Raw genomic sequence first — 16,553 nt, 5'->3', positions numbered from 1 at the left:
GCAGGGTTAAAACACTTGTATCGATATTTTCGTCAGATATTCACTGGGAGAGGCTGTGGCTAATTCGTCGATCACAGCCTCTTTATAAGAGTATTTGCCGGTTTTAAACTTGTGTTCATCGATCCAATCAAAGAGTTTTTCGTAGGTATCTTTCGAGTCATAGTAATTTCCCATTAAGTAAGCAACTGCATAGGTTCCGGTCGGTTTTAAGTGATAGGGGTAATTTTTCGGTTTTGTTATAACTTTTGTGAAAAAATAAGCATAGGTATCCAGATGATTTTTTCGTAAATCTGCCACATCAAGCATGGCACCATAGGGATGACCGGCATTTAGAGCGTGGGCATTGCAGTAACCGATGTGGCGGCAAAGAGCCTGGATGATTTTCTGATGGTCATCTGTATGAATCGGATCGCTGAGAATCAGATATTCTTCCGGTGTCGTCTCGAGAAAAATACGACCATTTTTATTTTCTGTATGGAAGAATAATTCATCTTCTGTGTATTCTGCCTGTTTCTGATTCAGTGATTCCTGGAGTGATACCAGGGATAATTTTGTTTCAACCACTTCTTTAATTTTGCGGAGGTGTTCTTCCTCCTTCTTAATCTTTTCACGTTGTTTCAAAAGAAGTGCTTTTAATGACTCCGGATTGCGCCGGTCTAAAAAAGCACCGATTTCTTTTAAAGGCATCCCAAGTTCTTTTAAACAGGTGATGGTAAAAAACACATCAAATTGGCTTTCACTATAATACCGATAGCCTTTTTCATCAATATAGGCGGGTTTAAAGAGCCCGATTTCATCATAATGAATCAGTGTGCGCTTGTTTGTGTTGCATAATTTTGCAAAATCGCCGGTTCGTATGCACGCATTTTTGAGTTTTTGCATAAATATTCATTTCCTTCTTGACTATACCGTAACGTTATACCATATTATATATTTGTTTTTAAAAGAAAGCAACTAAATAGAACATATATAACGAAAAAGGAGCGGTAGATAGTATGCCAAAATTAAGTGACCGAGTTAATACATTTACGGATTCCGTCATCCGGCGCATGACGAGAATCAGCGATGAGTACGGGGCAATCAACCTGTCCCAGGGATTTCCGGATTTTGATCCGCCAAAGGCGATCCTGGATCGCCTGGCTGAGGTGGCCTATGAGGGACCGCACCAGTATTCCGTTACCTTTGGAGCGGAAAATTTCCGCGAAGCGCTGGCGAAAAAGCAGGGAAAAGCGATCGGAAGAGAGATCAACCCGGAGACGGAGATTGTGGTTACCTGCGGCGGAACCGAGGCGATGATGAGTGCTATGATGACCATCTGCAATCCGGGCGACAAGGTAATGGTATTTTCCCCATTTTATGAAAATTACGGGGCAGACGCGATTCTGTCCGGAGCAGAGCCGATCTATATTCCGCTGGTGCCGCCGACGTATGAGTTTGATATCAATTTGGTAGAAGAGGGCTTTAAGGCAGGGGCGAAAGCGATCATCGTCTGCAACCCGTCCAACCCGTGCGGAAAGGTATTTACCAGAGAAGAGCTGACTCAGATCGGAGAGCTGGCAGTCAAATATGATGGATTTGTTGTGACGGATGAGGTTTATGAGCACATGGTATATGCGCCGAACGAGCATGTCTGCATGGCGTCCCTTCCGGGTATGTACGAGCACACGATTACCTGTAATTCTCTTTCCAAGACTTATTCCATCACTGGCTGGAGACTGGGCTATCTGATCGGACCGGAGGAAGTGATCGAGGGAGCGAAAAAGGTACATGATTTCCTGACCGTCGGAGCAGCCGCACCGCTGCAGGAGGCTGCCGTGGTGGGGCTGGAATTTCCAGAATCCTATTACAGCGACCTGTTGGCGCTCTATACAAAGAAGAGGGAGCATTTCTTAAAAGGTCTGGATGCGATCGGTCTGAAGCACAATGTGCCGCAGGGAACGTATTTTGTCATGATCGATATCCAGGAGTTCCTGGATCTGCCGCAGTTTGCCGGATATACCGATCTGGAGTTCTGCGAGTGGATGATCAAAAATATCGGCGTGGCAGCCGTTCCGGGTTCCAGCTTTTTCCGGGAAAATGTAAACAATCTGATCCGTCTGCATTTTGCACGGGAGGAGAAGACGATCGACAAGGCACTGGCACGTTTGAAGAAATTAAAGGAGTTGCTGTAAGATGACTTATTCGGTAAATTTTGCGAATTATACAATCGGAAAAGAAGCATATAAAAATGTAAATGAAGTGTGCCGCCAATACGGTACGAAAGCGCTGCTGATCGGTGGAAAACTGGCATTGGAGGCAGGAAAGGAAAAGCTTCTGCAAGCGCTTGCAGAAGGGGAAAATCCGGTCACGATCGTGGATACAGTCCTGTTTGGAGAGGACTGTACCTATGCCGGGATGGAAAAAATTGCTGCACACGTAAAAAAATGCGGTGCGGATATGATTTTTGGCATGGGAGGCGGCAAGGCGCTGGATACAGCGAAGGGAACGGCTGAAAAATGCGCCCTTCCGGTTTTTACCTTCCCGACGATCGCGGCAACCTGCGCGGCGACGACGGCCCTCTCGGTTGTCTATAAGGAGGACGGAAATTTTGACAGTTTCTACTTCTATGAGAAACCGGCGCGCCACAGCTTTATTGACACAGAGATTATTGCCGCTGCCCCGGAGTGCTACCTGCGGGCGGGAATCGGTGATACGCTGGGAAAATACTTTGAGTGCCATTTTTCCGCGAGAGGCGACCGGCTGACGCACAGTTCGGCGCTTGGACGTGAAATCAGCAATATGTGTTATCTGCCACTGCGGGAGTATGCAGAAAGTGCGCTGGAGGAATGCCGGAAACACCAGGCGGGCGAGGCGCTGGAGCAGGCGGTTCTTGCCAATATCGTGAGCACCGGATTGGTATCGCTTCTGGTTCTGGACGATTATAACGGTGCGATTGCCCATTCGGTCTACTATGGACTGGTGCTGCTGCCGGGGTTTGAGGAGAAAAATCTTCACGGCGATGTGGTAGCCTATGGTGTGCTGGTTCAGCTGATGATAGACGGCGAAGAAGAAAAAGCACGGGAAATGAAGGGATTTCTTGAAAAGCTTGGAATCCGCACCACCTTAGCCGAGATGGGGGCGCCTTTTGAGAGAGAAGCGCTTACGGCTGTATTAAAAGAGATTGTGACCGGTCCGGATATGGAGCATATTCCGTATGAGGTGACGGAAGACATGGTTTATGACGCCTTATGTAAGGTGGAAGAATTATAGTCAATAAAGGGTGCAGCTGAACAAAATTCCGTTGCTGGGCACGCATGCGCGAACAGTTACGGATGAAAGATTCTGGGAGAAAAGCAAAACGAGAGGAGACAATATGGAAAAATCATATGTGACAGCAAAGAATCTATGTAAATTTCTGTTTGGTTCAGCATTTGGTGTTTTGATGTTCCTTGTGCCGATTCCGCAGGGAGAATCATTTACAACACTGCTTGATTTTCTGAAAAGCTGGATTAAGGGACTATTTGGTGCGAGTTTGCCCTACATCATTATGGCGATTCTGGTGGTATCGGCCGTGGTCAGTTTGTATGACTACATCGTAAAGCCGGATTGGATTCGGAAGAATCATTATCTGTCCAGAGCTTTTTCGACCACACCGCTGTATCTTGTTTCTAAGATAATTGGTGCGGTATTTGCCGTTATGGTTGTATTTAAAATCGGACCGGAGCAGGTGATTTCCGCCGATACCGGAGCAACCATGGTGGATCTGTGCGGAACGCTGTTCAGCATCGTTATCGCCTTTAGTTTTATCATGCCGTTTCTGACTGACTGCGGAATTATGGAATTTCTGGGAGTGATCGCAAGACCGGTGGTTCGCCCGCTGTTTCATGTACCGGGAAGAGCTTCCATCGACCTGATTGCATCCTGGTTTGGTGCCTCCAATGCGGCGGTTATCCTGACCAGAGAGCAGTATATGAAGGGCTTTTACACCAGGAGAGAGGCTGGATATATCATGACGAACTTCTCTCTGGTATCCATTCCGTTCTGTCTGATGGTAGCAGATACCATGGGAATTTCCAATATTTTCCCTCCATTTTACCTGTGCATCTGTGTAGTGGGAATCATCCTGGCTGTCATCATAGCTAGAATTCCACCGATCTGTACCATTCCGAATACCTATAGAGAGGCAGTTGGAAAGCAGATTGATGAGGATATTCCACAGGAAAAAGGAATGTTTGCTTATGCTCTGGAGATGAGCTGCAAGCGTGCGGATAAATTTACTGCAAAAACAGTAGTCACAAGCGGTTTTGAGGTTCTGATGGGCATGTTTTTTGACCTGATTCCCATCGTAGTATCCTGGGGAACCATTGCCCTGATTATCGCGACCTACACTCCGTTCTTCAGCTGGATTTCTTATCCGATGGGAATGTATTTGCAGGCACTGGGAGTTCCGGAAAGCTTTGCAGCAGCACCGGCAACACTGGTTGGATTCACAGATATGTTTATTCCGGCGCTTCTGTCGGTGGGACTTACCTCCGTGAAGACAAAATTTGTGGTCGGTGTCTTATCTCTGGTTCAGATTATATATCTGACAGAGGTAGGAACCATTATCATCAAAAGTGAGATTCCGCTGAATTTCTGGAAACTGCTGGTTATCTTCTTGGAGAGAACACTGGTTGCGATTCCGTTGATTGTACTTTTTGCCAATATGATTGGACTGTAAAGTGAATAAAAATCCAAGAATGCATCTACATTCTGAAATCAGAAATCAAATTAAAACATTATAATCTTCGATGCCTCGTTGGGAAGCCAACGGGGTATTTTTTACCCAATCAGGCTGTATAGGACACCTCATTTTTGATGTCTTTGGACGGTGCGGGAAGCATTACTGATTGGAATCCTTATATCTATGGTATAGCTTTTTGCAATACAAAAAGACTTTACATATGGCTATAAAAATCAACTGTATTCCAAACGGAACCTTCCCCCATTTTCTGGAACACGAAAAAGAAGAAACGCTTTCGGTCTATCTGGAGGCCGTCAAATGGGCGCTTCTGGAAGAATGAATATGTCCGAAAAAATGTTGGAATTATAATAATATTAATCGAAAAAATGTGATTTATAATAAAATAATGTCCGCAAAAATGCTGTTTAGCAATGGAAATATGCCCTGAAAAGTGTTAAGATAGAATACAGATGCTTTTGGATGTATATGTTGCGCAGGAGGTTTCTTAATGGAAAGAGAGCTGTTTACGAAACTGGAACGATGGATGAATAAAAAGAACAGAAAGCCGCTGATCATACAAGGAGCGCGCCAGGTCGGAAAAACCTGGATTATGAAGGAATTTGGAGCCAGGTTCTATGAAAATACAGTCTATATCAATTTTGATAATAATAAAGCAATGAAGGATGTATTTGACCTAGACTTTGACTTAAAGCGGATCCTTTCTGCAATCAAAATTGAGTACGGAAAGAGTTTTCAGGCTGAAAATACATTGATTATTTTTGATGAGATCCAGGAAGCACCAAAGGCGCTGGCATCTTTAAAATATTTCTATGAGAATGCACCGCAGTATTCTATCATTGCAGCTGGTTCCCTGCTCGGTGTTGCATTACATCAGGGAACATCCTTTCCTGTTGGGAAAGTTGATTTTTTAAAATTATGCCCTATGAGCTTCAATGAATTCATTTTGGCAGTTGGTGAAAAGGGGTTGCATGAAGCGTTGAGGTCCCAAGATTATGAACTGATCAATGCATATGCCGGGAAATATACGGATTTGTTAAAAAAGTATTATTATGTGGGCGGAATGCCAGAAGTAGTCCAGACATATATTGATTCCGATGATCTATTTGAGGTACGTGAGATCCAAAACAATCTTCTGCAGTACTATGAAGAGGATTTTAGCAAACATGCGCCAAAGGAAGTTGTTCCGCGCATCATGATGGTCTGGAATTCGATTCCTTCCCAATTGGCTAAGGAAAATCGTAAGTTTATGTATGGAGCACTACGAGAGGGTGCACGGGCAAAAGATTTTGAACTTGCAATTCAGTGGTTGGAAGATGCAGGGTTAATCCTGAAAAGCTATAGAGTATCAAAGCCAGATATTCCACTGATTGCATACATGGAAATGAACAGTTTTAAAATGTTCATGTTCGATGTGGGATTGTTAACAGCAAAGGCCGGACTATCAGCAAGACTTCTATTGGAGGGAAGCCGGATCTTTGAAGAATTCAAGGGGGCACTTACGGAACAGTATGTTGCACAGGAGTTACACGCTGCAGGATATCCGCTTTATTATTTTGCAACAGCACGATCAACTGGAGAGATAGATTTTATGTTGCAGGGAGATTTAGACTGCGTTCCGATTGAGGTGAAGGCAGAACAGAATCTCCGTGCCAGGAGTTTGAGGGCATTTTGCGATAAATATAAGCCGGACATGGCGATTCGTAGCAGTATGTCAAATTATAAGCAGGAAGACTGGCTGACAAATGTTCCGTTATATATGCTTGCGGAATATTTGAAAAGAACAATATATGTGGTAAGCTGATAACAATTTACCTCAAAACCAACGGGGTATTTTTTGTTCTGAATCAGACAATACAGAAGTTCGCGCTAAGCGAACTAATGAAATGGAGGTTCTGGAGTCCCTTCACGGCAATGTAGTATGTGCATTAGCTGCCGGAATCGGTGACTATGTGCGATGTACTCTCTTGGAATATAGCTATCATGATGGCCAGTTTTGGATTTTTACAGAAGGCGGCGAGAAGTTCATAGGACTTGAGAGGAATAAAAATGTCAGTCTTGCTGTCTTTGAAAAGCCCCCGGACTTTGGTGCGCTGAAAAGCGTACTGGTCATGGGAACGGCAAAGCTCATCGAGCCGATGTTATTTGAGGTTCCTGGATTTGATGAATATTCGGAAAACTTGATAAAAAGTTCGATGATAGGAGTTTGAAAAATTTCTTTCGGGAAAGAATCTGTTGCGGAAACGCGGGAAATACCGTATAATAATGCGGTCTGATCTGCACATATGCAACAGATTTGTCCGTAAAAAAATGAAAAATCAGAATTGTGCGTATTTCAGAAACAATTTTTTGCTGTAAGAGTGAAAAAAGTTATGTAAACTGTCTGCAAAAAAATACTTGACAAGAATTTGTATTTTTACGCTTATGGAGAAAAACAAAAAAAGAACTAAAAAACAGCGATGAACACATCGCAAAAAATGAGAAATGTAGGTAAAAATAATTTTATGAGAAAATTAGCATTAAGTGATGAAATCCTTCTCAAGATCTCCCAGCCGGCGCGTTATATTGGCGGCGAGGTGAATATGGTGAAGAAGGATCCGTCGAAGGTAGCAGTCCGGTTTGCCATGTGCTTTCCGGACGTGTACGAGATCGGTATGTCCCATCTGGGCATCCAGATTCTTTATGATATGTTCAACCGCCGGGATGACGTTTACTGTGAGCGTGTTTATTCCCCGTGGATGGACTTAGATCCGATCATGCGGGAGCAGAAGATCCCGCTGTTTGCTGTTGAAAGCCAGGATCCGATCAAAAAATTTGACTTCCTTGGAATTACAATCCAGTACGAAATGTGCTACACCAATATTTTACAGGTGCTGGAATTATCACAGATTCCGCTCCATGCAGAAGATCGTACCGAGGAGGATCCGATCGTCATCGGCGGCGGTCCGTGTACCTACAATCCGGAGCCGATTGCACCATTTTTCGATCTCTTCTACATGGGCGAGGGCGAGGTGGTTTATTTTGACCTGATCGACCGCTACAAGGAGATCAAGGCGCGCGGCGGCAGCCGGAAGGAATTTCTGGAGCAGGCGGCGCAGATTCCGGGTATCTATGTGCCGGGATTTTATGATGTGACGTACAAAGAGGATGGCACGATCGAGGCGATGACGCCGAACAACCCGCACGCGCCGCAGACCGTTTCCAAGCAGCTTGTCATGGATATGAGCGATACCTGGTATCCGGAGAAGCCGGTGGTTCCGTATCTGCGCGCGACGCAGGATCGTGTGGTTCTCGAGATCATGCGCGGCTGTATCCGCGGATGCCGTTTCTGCCAGGCGGGCATGGTATACCGCCCGGTGCGCGAGCGCAGCCTGGAGGAACTGAAACGTCTGGCCCGGACGATGCTAAAGAGCACCGGACATGAGGAAATTTCGCTGAGTTCGTTGAGCTCCAGTGATTACACGAAGCTGGAGGGAATCGTCAATTTCCTGATTGACGAGTTTGACGGAAAGGGCGTCAATGTGTCCCTGCCGTCCCTGCGTATTGACGCATTTTCCCTCGACGTCATGAGCAAGGTGCAGGACGTGAAGAAGAGCAGCCTGACCTTTGCACCGGAGGCGGGATCCCAGCGTCTGCGTAATGTTATCAACAAGGGTCTGACCGAGGAAAATATTTTAAATGGTTCCGCCGAGGCGTTCAAGGGCGGCTGGAACCGCGTAAAGCTCTACTTCATGCTGGGACTTCCGACCGAGACAGTGGAAGATATGCAGGGTATTGCCGAGCTTTCGGAGAAGGTAGCGGAAGTGTATTATGACACGGTTCCGAAGGAGCAGCGCCACGGCAAGGTGCAGGTAACCGCCAGCACCTCGTTCTTTGTGCCGAAGCCGTTTACCCCGTTCCAGTGGGCGCCGATGTGCACGAAAGAGCAGTTCTTAGAGCGTGCAAGCATCGTCAACCACCGCATGAAGGAGATGTTAAATAAGAAGAGTCTCCGCTATAACTGGCATGAGGCGGATGTGACTGTGCTGGAAGGTGTTCTGGCGCGCGGCGACCGCAAGGTGGCAACTGTGATCGAAGAGGCGTACCGTCAGGGTGCAATCTACGATTCCTGGTCAGAGTATTTCAACAATGATATCTGGATGAAGGCGTTTGAGACCTGTGGCGTGGACATTGATTTCTATACGACGCGTGAGCGAAGCCTTGATGAAGTGTTCCCGTGGGATTTCATCGACGCGGGTGTGACGAAGGATTTCTTAAAACGAGAGTGGGCGAACGCACAGGCGGAAACGGTAACGCCGAACTGCCGGATGCGCTGTTCGGGATGTGGTGTCCGTAAGTACGGCGGCGGAGTCTGTTTCGAAGAACGGGCATGAGGAAGGAGCGGTCATGAAAATACGAATTAAATTTCAAAAACAGGGAACGGTGCGTTTTATCGGTCATCTGGACGTCATGCGTTACTTCCAGAAGGTGATGCGCCGGGCGGAAGTGGATATCCGTTATAGCGAAGGATTCAGCCCGCACCAGATCATGTCGTTTGCGTCTCCGCTCAGCGTGGGGCTTATCAGCCATGCGGAGTATGTGGATATTGATGTCAATTCCAGCGGAAATTCGACCGGGATGGTGCGCCGCTTAAATGAGGTCAGCGCCGAGGGGCTGGAGGTGCTCAGCTACCGCGAGCTTCCGGAGACGGCAAAGAATGCGATGTCGCTGGTGGCAGCTGCTGATTACACATTCTGGTTTAAAGAGGGATTTGAACCGGAGGACGGCAGCAGTGTAGAAGAATTTTTCGGGAAATTCCTGACATTCTGCAAAAACGAGACAATTCCGTTTGTGAAGCAGACGAAAAAGGGCGAGAGAACCGTGGATCTGCGTCCGCTGATCTGTGAGGCGCGAATCGCGGAGCGGAAAGAGTATGTTCCGGCGATGGTCGCAGACTGGTATCCGGATCTGGAAAATGAGACGGTTGAGGAGGAAAAACAGGCAGAAGGAATCTGTGTCTTCCTGCGCCTCTTATCGGGCAGTGCGGCAAACGGAAAGCCGGAGCAGGTATTGCAGGCATTCTATGAGAGCCTGGGGCTGACCTATCGCCCGTTTGCCATTCAGGTCGAGCGCGAGGAGCTGTATGCGGACGAGGGCGCCGAGGGCACACCGGAGTATGTGCCGCTTGAGGCGTATGGAAGCGAGATTGTGTAAATGCTTCAATGTTCATTAAGAGATGAAATGCGAAGCGCCAGCAAAATCCGGCTGCAGGTAGCGCAAAGTGTGAACGGCAGTAAAAAAGAGAGGAGACGAAGAGTTTGGATCAGTTAATAGTGACAAAATGGAAGGATCGAAGCCTGACGGCGCTCCTCTCGGACGGGCACTGCCGGTCGCTGACGCTGGAATCTGGCTATGAAAGCCTGCTGGGGAATATTTACATCGGCAAGGTAAAAAATGTGGTAAAAAACATCAACGCCGCGTTTATTGACCTCGGCGGTGGAAAAACCGGATATTTCAGCCTGGCGGAAAACCTGGTTCCGCTTTATACAGACGAGCTGAACCAGCTATGTTCATTCGGATATTCTGGAAATTCTGAGAAGAAAGTAAGTCCACGGAAACTAAAAGCTGGAGACGAGCTTCTCGTCCAGGTGTCCCGCGACGCCCTGAAAACCAAGGATCCGTCCGTGACCTGCTGTCTGAATTTTCCGGGTACCTATATGGTTCTGACGGTTGGAAAACCGCAGATCGGATTTTCGGCAAAAATCAAGGATAATGCCTGGAAAGAGAAGGTGCGGGAGGAACTTCTGACACATAAGGATGAGCGGTTTGGACTGATTGTCCGGACGAACGGGGCGTCGGCTTCCATCGAAACACTCTGTGCCGAGACGGAGAAGCTGAAACAGCAGATGGAAGAACTTTTTGCCCGGGCAGCCTGCCGCACCTGTTACAGCCTTTTAGAGCAGGGTACGCCGCCCTATATCCAGAGTCTTAGGGATGCGAAGAAAGGAACCCTTTCGGAGATCATCACAGATGTGCCGGAGTATGCGAAGAAGATTGAGGCATGGCTGGAGGAAGAGAAGGAAGAGGACAAGGAACAAAAAGAAAATCAGACCCAGGCAGATAAAAATGAAAGCATAAAACAGGCGGTTCCGAAATTGTCCCTATATACAGATGAGAACCTTCCATTAATGAAGCTGTACCGCCTGGAATCGGTGCTTAAAAGTGCATCGGATCGCCGTGTCTGGATGAAATCCGGTGGATATCTTGTGATTGAACCTACGGAAGCGTTGACAGTTATCGATGTCAATACGGGGAAATACACCGGCAAGAAGACACCGGCGGAGACCATTCTTAAGATTAATCTGGAGGCGGCGCATGAGGTGGCGCGCCAGCTTTCTCTGCGGAATCTTTCCGGTATTATTATTGTGGATTTTATCGATATGGAATCGAAAGAAGATCAGGAGACGCTGATGCGGACGCTCGGGGAAGAGCTTTCCCGTGACCCGGTCAAAACGATCCTGGTGGATATGACGCGGCTTGGGCTGGTGGAGATCACCCGCAAAAAGGTGCGCCGTCCGCTTCATGAGATTTTGTAGCGGTTGAGTCATAGAATGAAAAACACAAGGAGAAGAAAAGATGTTTGAAAAAGTATTTAAGCTATCCGAGCATCAGACGACCGTAAAGACGGAAGTCATGGCTGGAATTACGACCTTTATGACGATGGCGTACATTCTGGCAGTTAATCCGAGCATCCTCGGATCGACCGGCATGGACCCGACTGCGGTGCTTCTGGCTACGGCTCTGGCATCATTCATCGGTACTGCCTGCATGGCATTTATGGCGAACCTGCCGTTCGTTCTGTCCGCAGGCATGGGGCTCAACGCGTATATGGCGTATACGGTGTGCGCGGGCTATGGCTATAGCTGGCATGTTGCACTGCTGGCTGTATTTGCAGAAGGTCTGATCTTCATCGTGCTGTCTCTGACAAACGTGCGCGAGGCGATCTTCAATGCGATTCCGTTGACTTTAAAGCGCGGTGTGTCCGTCGGTATCGGTCTGTTCATCGCATTTATCGGTCTTCAGAATGCGGGACTTTCAGTAGACTCTTCCACACTGGTAACGATCATCAGCTTCCCGGAAAATTTCCATACCGCAGGTATCTGCGCGCTGCTGGCGCTGATCGGTCTGTTTATCATGGCGGTTTTATACACCTACCGTGTGAAGGGCGCGATTCTGTACGGCATTCTGGGAACCTGGATTCTCGGTATGCTGTGCCAGGTAACCGGCATTTACACACCGGACGTAGAGAATGGTTTCTACACCCTGTTCCCGACCCTGGGAATCACCGATTTCTCCAAACTGGGAGAGACATTTGGTAAATGCTTTACCGTTGACTTCGATGCAGCTGGAATTATCAATTTTATCGTAGTTATTTTCTCATTCCTGTTTGTAGATATTTTTGATACACTTGGTACATTAATTGGTGTAGCAACCAAGGCAGACATGCTGGATGAGGAAGGACGTCTTCCGGGTATCCGTCCGGCGCTGATGGCAGATGCGATCGCAACTTCCTTTGGTGCGGTATTAGGTACTTCCACAACGACTACCTTCGTTGAGTCTGCATCGGGTGTTGCAGTCGGAGGACGTACCGGTCTGACTGCCCTGGTATCGGCACTCCTGTTCCTGCTTTCCACCCTGTTTGCACCGATTTTTACGGCGATCCCGTCCTTTGCGACGGCTCCGGCATTAATCATGGTTGGCTTCCTGATGGTGGGAACTGTAACCGAAATTCGTTTCGATGAGGACAATATCACCGAGGCAATCCCGGCATATCTGGCAATCATCGCCATGCCGTTGTTCTACAGCATTTCCGAGGGTATTTCCATGGGAATTATCTCTTATGTGCTTTTGAATGTGGCAGCAGGAAAAGCAAAGAAGATCACTCCGCTTATGTATGTGCTGGCGGTACTCTTCGTTCTCAAATACATTTTCCTGTAACAACTTGTAATAATTTAACCCCTGAAAACTTGACGAAAACAGGTTTTCATAATAAAATAGTCTATATCAAAAAAAGTTTTTAAAATTTTTTTGATTAACGTGCAATAAAATGCGTATGCAGCGCATTAACTTATTGAACGGATGAAAATCATTCCCGCGCGGAAGAACGCGGACAGAGACGAACAAAAACAAATCAAGTTACTCGAAATTCCTTGATGCATTACACTCCGTTACGAACTGTCCAAGATTTTCTGCTGGGATCTTTTCGGTATCGGTTGACAACCAGCAACCGATATTGGGTAAAAAGCGCCGGACCTGCTTGCAGTGCCGGCGCTTTTTACTGTACAAAAAAGGGGTAATTTTTATCAGGAATATCTCATTGACATTTTGGCGGGCAGACGGTATAAAGGACAGAGGGTAACTGTTCACAGGTAGGAATTTTCTGAACGGAAAATTCCGTACGATACAGTTCTGGCAGCAGATTTTGCCGATTTGGAATGCGTAGCATCGGCAAAATCCCGTTGCTGGGCACACGTGTGTGAACAGTAACGACAGAAGAGAGAGTAGACTCTGGCGATAGAAACACGCATGGAACCAGTTCTGGGAGGAAAAGTTAAGAAAATAAAACAGCAGGGCGGGTTTCATACGGAGGTGGGATACATATGAAGATAGAAAATGATTTGGGGCGGGACGATATCCGGCGGCTGGTGCTCCGTCTGGCGATTCCTTCGATGCTGGCGCAGTTTATCAATGTGCTCTACAGCGTGGTCGATCGAATCTATATTGGAAATATCCCGGTGATCGGGGAGACGGCGCTTGCGGGCGTCGGCGTCAGCGGACCGATTGTGACGCTGATCTCCGCGTTTGCCTATCTGGTCGGTCTGGGCGGCTCGCCGCTCATGAGCATCCGTATGGGCGAGGGGCAGGATGAGAAAGCGAAAAAGATTCTGGCAAACAGCTTCTGGATGATTGTCGGGCTGTCGGCGGTTCTGACGTTGGTTCTGTTTGTATTTAAACGAGAAATTTTGACGCGGTTTGGTGCGAGTGAGGCGATTCTGCCGTATGCGGAATCGTACTTTACGATCTATCTGCTGGGAACGGTCTTTGCGCTGCTTTCGATCGGAATGAACCAGTTTATTATCTGCCAGGGATTTGCACGGATCGGAATGATTTCGGTGGCGCTCGGTGCGGTAACGAATATTGTGCTGGATCCAGTGTTTATTTTTGTGTTTGACATGGGCGTGGCGGGGGCGGCGTTTGCCACGGTTCTGTCACAGTTTGCGTCGGCGGTCTTTGTCCTTCGTTTCCTGCGAGGAAACCGCGTGCTTCTGCGGCTTGAATTTGAATGTCCGCAGGTAAAGACAGTCTGTAAGATTGCGCTGATGGGACTGTCGCCATTTTTGATCATCGCATTTGATAATGTGCTGATCATTTCGCTCAATACGGTAATTCAGATGTATGGCGGCGCGGAGGCGGACATGCTTTTGACCTGTACGACAATCGTGCAGAGCTTTATGCTGATCGTGACGATGCCGCTCGGAGGCATTACATCGGGAACGGGGGCGATCCTGGGATTCAATTTCGGCGCGGGACGCCCGGATCGGATCCGGAGCGCACAGAAGTATATCACATTGCTGGCGGTGGTGCAGTGCAGCATCATGTTCCTGTTTTCCCGGACGCTGGCGCAATATTTTGTGTATCTCTTTACGCGCAATGAGTCCTATGTGGAACTGACTGTCTGGGCGATCCGGGTCTACACGATGGGGATTATTCCGCTGGCAGTCCAGTATGAGGTCGTAGATGGATTTACCGGAATGGGTGTGCCGTCGGTGGCGATCTCGCTGTCAATGTTCCGGAAGCTGCTGTACCTGGTCAGCGTGTTCCTGATTCCGGTGTTTGCGGGAGTTGAAAATGTTTTCTATGCAGAAGTGGTATCGGATTTCGGCGGAACGACGGTGTCGGTGATCGTGTATCTTCTTTTGATTGGGCGCATTATGGGGCGCTGTGTAGAGCGCGCGAAATTGAACGGGAAAGCAGTGGAAGCAGACACTTGAAGCGGCGCTTAAAATGGCTGAAAATGTGTGTCAGATAACGTTGTCATCAATCAATAAATGAAAAAAATAATGGATTGACAAACGGATTCTCTGGATCTATAATGCAATACAGATAATGAATGACAACAAAATAACGATATCTTCAGGGCAGGGTGTAATTCCCGACCGGCGGTAAAGTCCGCGAGCGCATGGCGCATGATTTGGTGCAATTCCAAAACCGACTGTATAGTCTGGATGAAAGAAGAGAAAACGTAAATAAAAACGGCGGTGCCGGGAAGCTTCCAGATACACTCCCCCGGATGATGGATATGGCGGATATATACCGCTATGGCAAAAGAGAGAGAGAAGTCATCGAGAATGGATGTAAAAAAATATTTACGATAATTAATATCATGAAAGATATTATAAAATAGAAATTATAAGCCCTGAGATGTGAAAATAAAAGTATTTCACATTTCAGGGCTTTTTTGTTTCAATAGAAAATTGTATCATATGAAACAAAAAACGCTCCGTGAGGATGCACACTTGCGCGAAGCAGAAATATGTCGCAGGCGACCGCATTCGGTGCGAGAATGTGCCTTGGCACATTCTTTTGATAGAAAGGTGGGGAAAAAGATGGAACGAATCCATGTAAAGGTTCCCGGTGAGCAGCTACAGGATCGGGAATATATGAAGCAGGCGTTAGCACTGGCAGAAAAAGGGCACGGATGGGTCAATCCGAATCCGATGGTCGGCGCGGTGCTGGTAAAGGATGGACGCATCATCGGCGAGGGATATCATACACGATATGGACAGCTTCATGCAGAACGGGAGGCATTTAAGAATGCGGCAGAGCGAGGCGAAGAGACGGCGGGAGCAGATTTGTATGTGACGCTGGAACCCTGCTGTCACACCGGAAAACAGCCGCCGTGTACGGAAGCGGTGCTGGCATCCGGGGTGAAGCGCGTGATTGTCGGCTGCACGGATCCGAATCCGGTGGTGGCAGGGCGCGGCATCCGGCTTCTGAGGGAAAAAGGGCTGGAAGTGGTGGCCGGAGTTTTACGCGGAGAGTGTGAACGGCAGAATGAGGTGTTCTTCCATTTCATGCGGACGAAACTTCCGTTTACGGTGCTGAAATACGCGATGACACTCGACGGAAAGACAGCGACGGTGTTGGGTAAATCCCAGTGGATCACGGGCGAGGCGGCGCGGAAGCGGGTGCATGAGGACCGCGGGCGTTATATGGCGATTCTGACTGGCGTTTCGACGGTGCTGGCGGACAATCCGCAGCTGACCTGCCGGATTCCGGGAGGGAAAAATCCGATCCGGGTGATTGCAGATACGAAGCTTCGGACGCCGCTTTCATCGACCGTGGTACAGACCGCGCGGGAGACACCGACCTGGATTGTGACGGCGGTATCGGATGCCGGAAGAAAGAAAGCATATGAGGACGCCGGCTGTCGTGTTTTAAGTGTCCCGGCAAAAGAGGGAGAACTGGATTTGCAGGCGATGATGCAGCGGCTGGGCGAGGAAAAAGTGGACAGCGTGATGGTCGAGAGCGGCGGGACGCTGGCATGGTCGTTTTTAAAGGCAGGGCTTGTGAACCGGGTGCAGGCCTACATTGCACCGAAGATTTTCGGAGGGGCAGGCGCCCCGACCCCGGTGAGGGGAACCGGTGTGGATGCGCCGCCGGAGGCATTTCTTCTTAAAAAGCCGGAGGCAGTGTGGCTGGGAGAGGATCTGCTGCTGGAATATGAGGTGTCCGGTCAAGATGCATGAGGCGGTGTTAGAACGGGAAAAAATCGCTGATTTGAAAAGGAGAA

Annotated in this window: 12 protein-coding genes and 1 riboswitch; of the genes, 11 read left to right on the top strand and 1 reads right to left on the bottom strand. The window is 48.0% G+C overall.

Annotated elements, in window-relative coordinates; translation table 11 throughout:
- Nucleotides 1–6 precede the first annotated feature (6 nt).
- On the bottom strand, nucleotides 7–882 hold the full coding sequence (locus tag DW931_RS03775; RefSeq protein ID WP_118467234.1) for a MerR family transcriptional regulator: 876 nt from the start codon (nucleotides 880–882) through the stop codon (nucleotides 7–9).
- A 113-nt stretch (nucleotides 883–995) separates the two neighbouring features.
- Between DW931_RS03775 and DW931_RS03770 the strand changes: the two genes are divergently transcribed.
- The 11 genes from DW931_RS03770 (at nucleotide 996) to ribD (ending at nucleotide 16,509) form a co-directional block, all read left to right on the top strand.
- A complete protein-coding gene (locus DW931_RS03770) occupies nucleotides 996–2,171 on the top strand; it encodes an aminotransferase class I/II-fold pyridoxal phosphate-dependent enzyme (protein WP_118467236.1) in 1,176 nt (391 codons plus the stop codon).
- A 1-nt stretch (nucleotide 2,172) separates the two neighbouring features.
- The gene (locus DW931_RS03765) at nucleotides 2,173–3,249 is read left to right on the top strand and encodes an iron-containing alcohol dehydrogenase family protein (protein WP_118467238.1); all 1,077 of its coding nucleotides are present in this window, start codon (nucleotides 2,173–2,175) and stop codon (nucleotides 3,247–3,249) included.
- 103 nt (nucleotides 3,250–3,352) lie between these two features.
- Nucleotides 3,353–4,699, top strand: coding sequence for a YjiH family protein (locus DW931_RS03760; RefSeq protein WP_147353088.1), 1,347 nt, complete (start codon nucleotides 3,353–3,355; stop codon nucleotides 4,697–4,699).
- 511 nt (nucleotides 4,700–5,210) lie between these two features.
- Nucleotides 5,211–6,524 (top strand): ATP-binding protein, encoded by a 1,314-nt coding sequence (locus DW931_RS03755; RefSeq protein ID WP_118467242.1) that lies wholly within the window; start codon nucleotides 5,211–5,213, stop codon nucleotides 6,522–6,524.
- 82 nt (nucleotides 6,525–6,606) lie between these two features.
- A complete protein-coding gene (locus DW931_RS03750) occupies nucleotides 6,607–6,930 on the top strand; it encodes a pyridoxamine 5'-phosphate oxidase family protein (RefSeq protein ID WP_118467244.1) in 324 nt (107 codons plus the stop codon).
- 294 nt (nucleotides 6,931–7,224) lie between these two features.
- A complete protein-coding gene (locus tag DW931_RS03745) occupies nucleotides 7,225–9,093 on the top strand; it encodes a TIGR03960 family B12-binding radical SAM protein (RefSeq protein ID WP_118467761.1) in 1,869 nt (622 codons plus the stop codon).
- 13 nt (nucleotides 9,094–9,106) lie between these two features.
- The gene (locus DW931_RS03740) at nucleotides 9,107–9,913 is read left to right on the top strand and encodes a TIGR03936 family radical SAM-associated protein (RefSeq protein ID WP_118467246.1); all 807 of its coding nucleotides are present in this window, start codon (nucleotides 9,107–9,109) and stop codon (nucleotides 9,911–9,913) included.
- A gap of 104 nt (nucleotides 9,914–10,017) precedes the next feature.
- Nucleotides 10,018–11,295: a ribonuclease E/G gene (locus DW931_RS03735; RefSeq protein WP_118467248.1), complete on the top strand. Its 1,278-nt coding sequence runs from the start codon at nucleotides 10,018–10,020 to the stop codon at nucleotides 11,293–11,295.
- Between the two features lie 40 nt (nucleotides 11,296–11,335).
- Nucleotides 11,336–12,697 (top strand): NCS2 family permease, encoded by a 1,362-nt coding sequence (locus DW931_RS03730; protein WP_118467250.1) that lies wholly within the window; start codon nucleotides 11,336–11,338, stop codon nucleotides 12,695–12,697.
- 662 nt (nucleotides 12,698–13,359) lie between these two features.
- Nucleotides 13,360–14,751, top strand: a complete 1,392-nt coding sequence (locus tag DW931_RS03725; protein ID WP_118467252.1) for an MATE family efflux transporter — start codon at nucleotides 13,360–13,362, stop codon at nucleotides 14,749–14,751.
- A gap of 134 nt (nucleotides 14,752–14,885) precedes the next feature.
- Nucleotides 14,886–15,001, top strand: a riboswitch (FMN riboswitch).
- A gap of 365 nt (nucleotides 15,002–15,366) precedes the next feature.
- A complete protein-coding gene (ribD, locus tag DW931_RS03720; RefSeq protein WP_118467254.1) occupies nucleotides 15,367–16,509 on the top strand; it encodes a bifunctional diaminohydroxyphosphoribosylaminopyrimidine deaminase/5-amino-6-(5-phosphoribosylamino)uracil reductase RibD in 1,143 nt (380 codons plus the stop codon).
- Nucleotides 16,510–16,553: the final 44 nt, after the last annotated feature.

It is taken from the genome of Clostridium sp. AM43-3BH (assembly GCF_003479985.1).
GTDB classification, from domain to species: Bacteria; Bacillota; Clostridia; order Lachnospirales; family Lachnospiraceae; genus Otoolea; species Otoolea fessa.
The sequence above is the reverse complement of the archived record's forward strand: the minus strand, read 5'-3'. Positions and strand labels throughout refer to the sequence as shown.

Bases quoted from the DNA above. Each gene is read 5' to 3' on its own strand.
- DW931_RS03730 (WP_118467250.1), top strand. From the start codon at position 11,336: ATGTTTGAAAAAGTATTTAAGCTATCCGAGCATCAGACGACCGTAAAG.
- DW931_RS03775 (WP_118467234.1), bottom strand. From the start codon at position 882: ATGCAAAAACTCAAAAATGCGTGCATACGAACCGGCGATTTTGCAAAA.
- DW931_RS03765 (WP_118467238.1), top strand. From the start codon at position 2,173: ATGACTTATTCGGTAAATTTTGCGAATTATACAATCGGAAAAGAAGCA.
- DW931_RS03770 (WP_118467236.1), top strand. From the start codon at position 996: ATGCCAAAATTAAGTGACCGAGTTAATACATTTACGGATTCCGTCATC.
- DW931_RS03745 (WP_118467761.1), top strand. From the start codon at position 7,225: ATGAGAAAATTAGCATTAAGTGATGAAATCCTTCTCAAGATCTCCCAG.
- ribD (WP_118467254.1), top strand. From the start codon at position 15,367: ATGGAACGAATCCATGTAAAGGTTCCCGGTGAGCAGCTACAGGATCGG.
- DW931_RS03740 (WP_118467246.1), top strand. From the start codon at position 9,107: ATGAAAATACGAATTAAATTTCAAAAACAGGGAACGGTGCGTTTTATC.
- DW931_RS03760 (WP_147353088.1), top strand. From the start codon at position 3,353: ATGGAAAAATCATATGTGACAGCAAAGAATCTATGTAAATTTCTGTTT.
- DW931_RS03755 (WP_118467242.1), top strand. From the start codon at position 5,211: ATGGAAAGAGAGCTGTTTACGAAACTGGAACGATGGATGAATAAAAAG.
- DW931_RS03750 (WP_118467244.1), top strand. From the start codon at position 6,607: ATGGAGGTTCTGGAGTCCCTTCACGGCAATGTAGTATGTGCATTAGCT.
- DW931_RS03725 (WP_118467252.1), top strand. From the start codon at position 13,360: ATGAAGATAGAAAATGATTTGGGGCGGGACGATATCCGGCGGCTGGTG.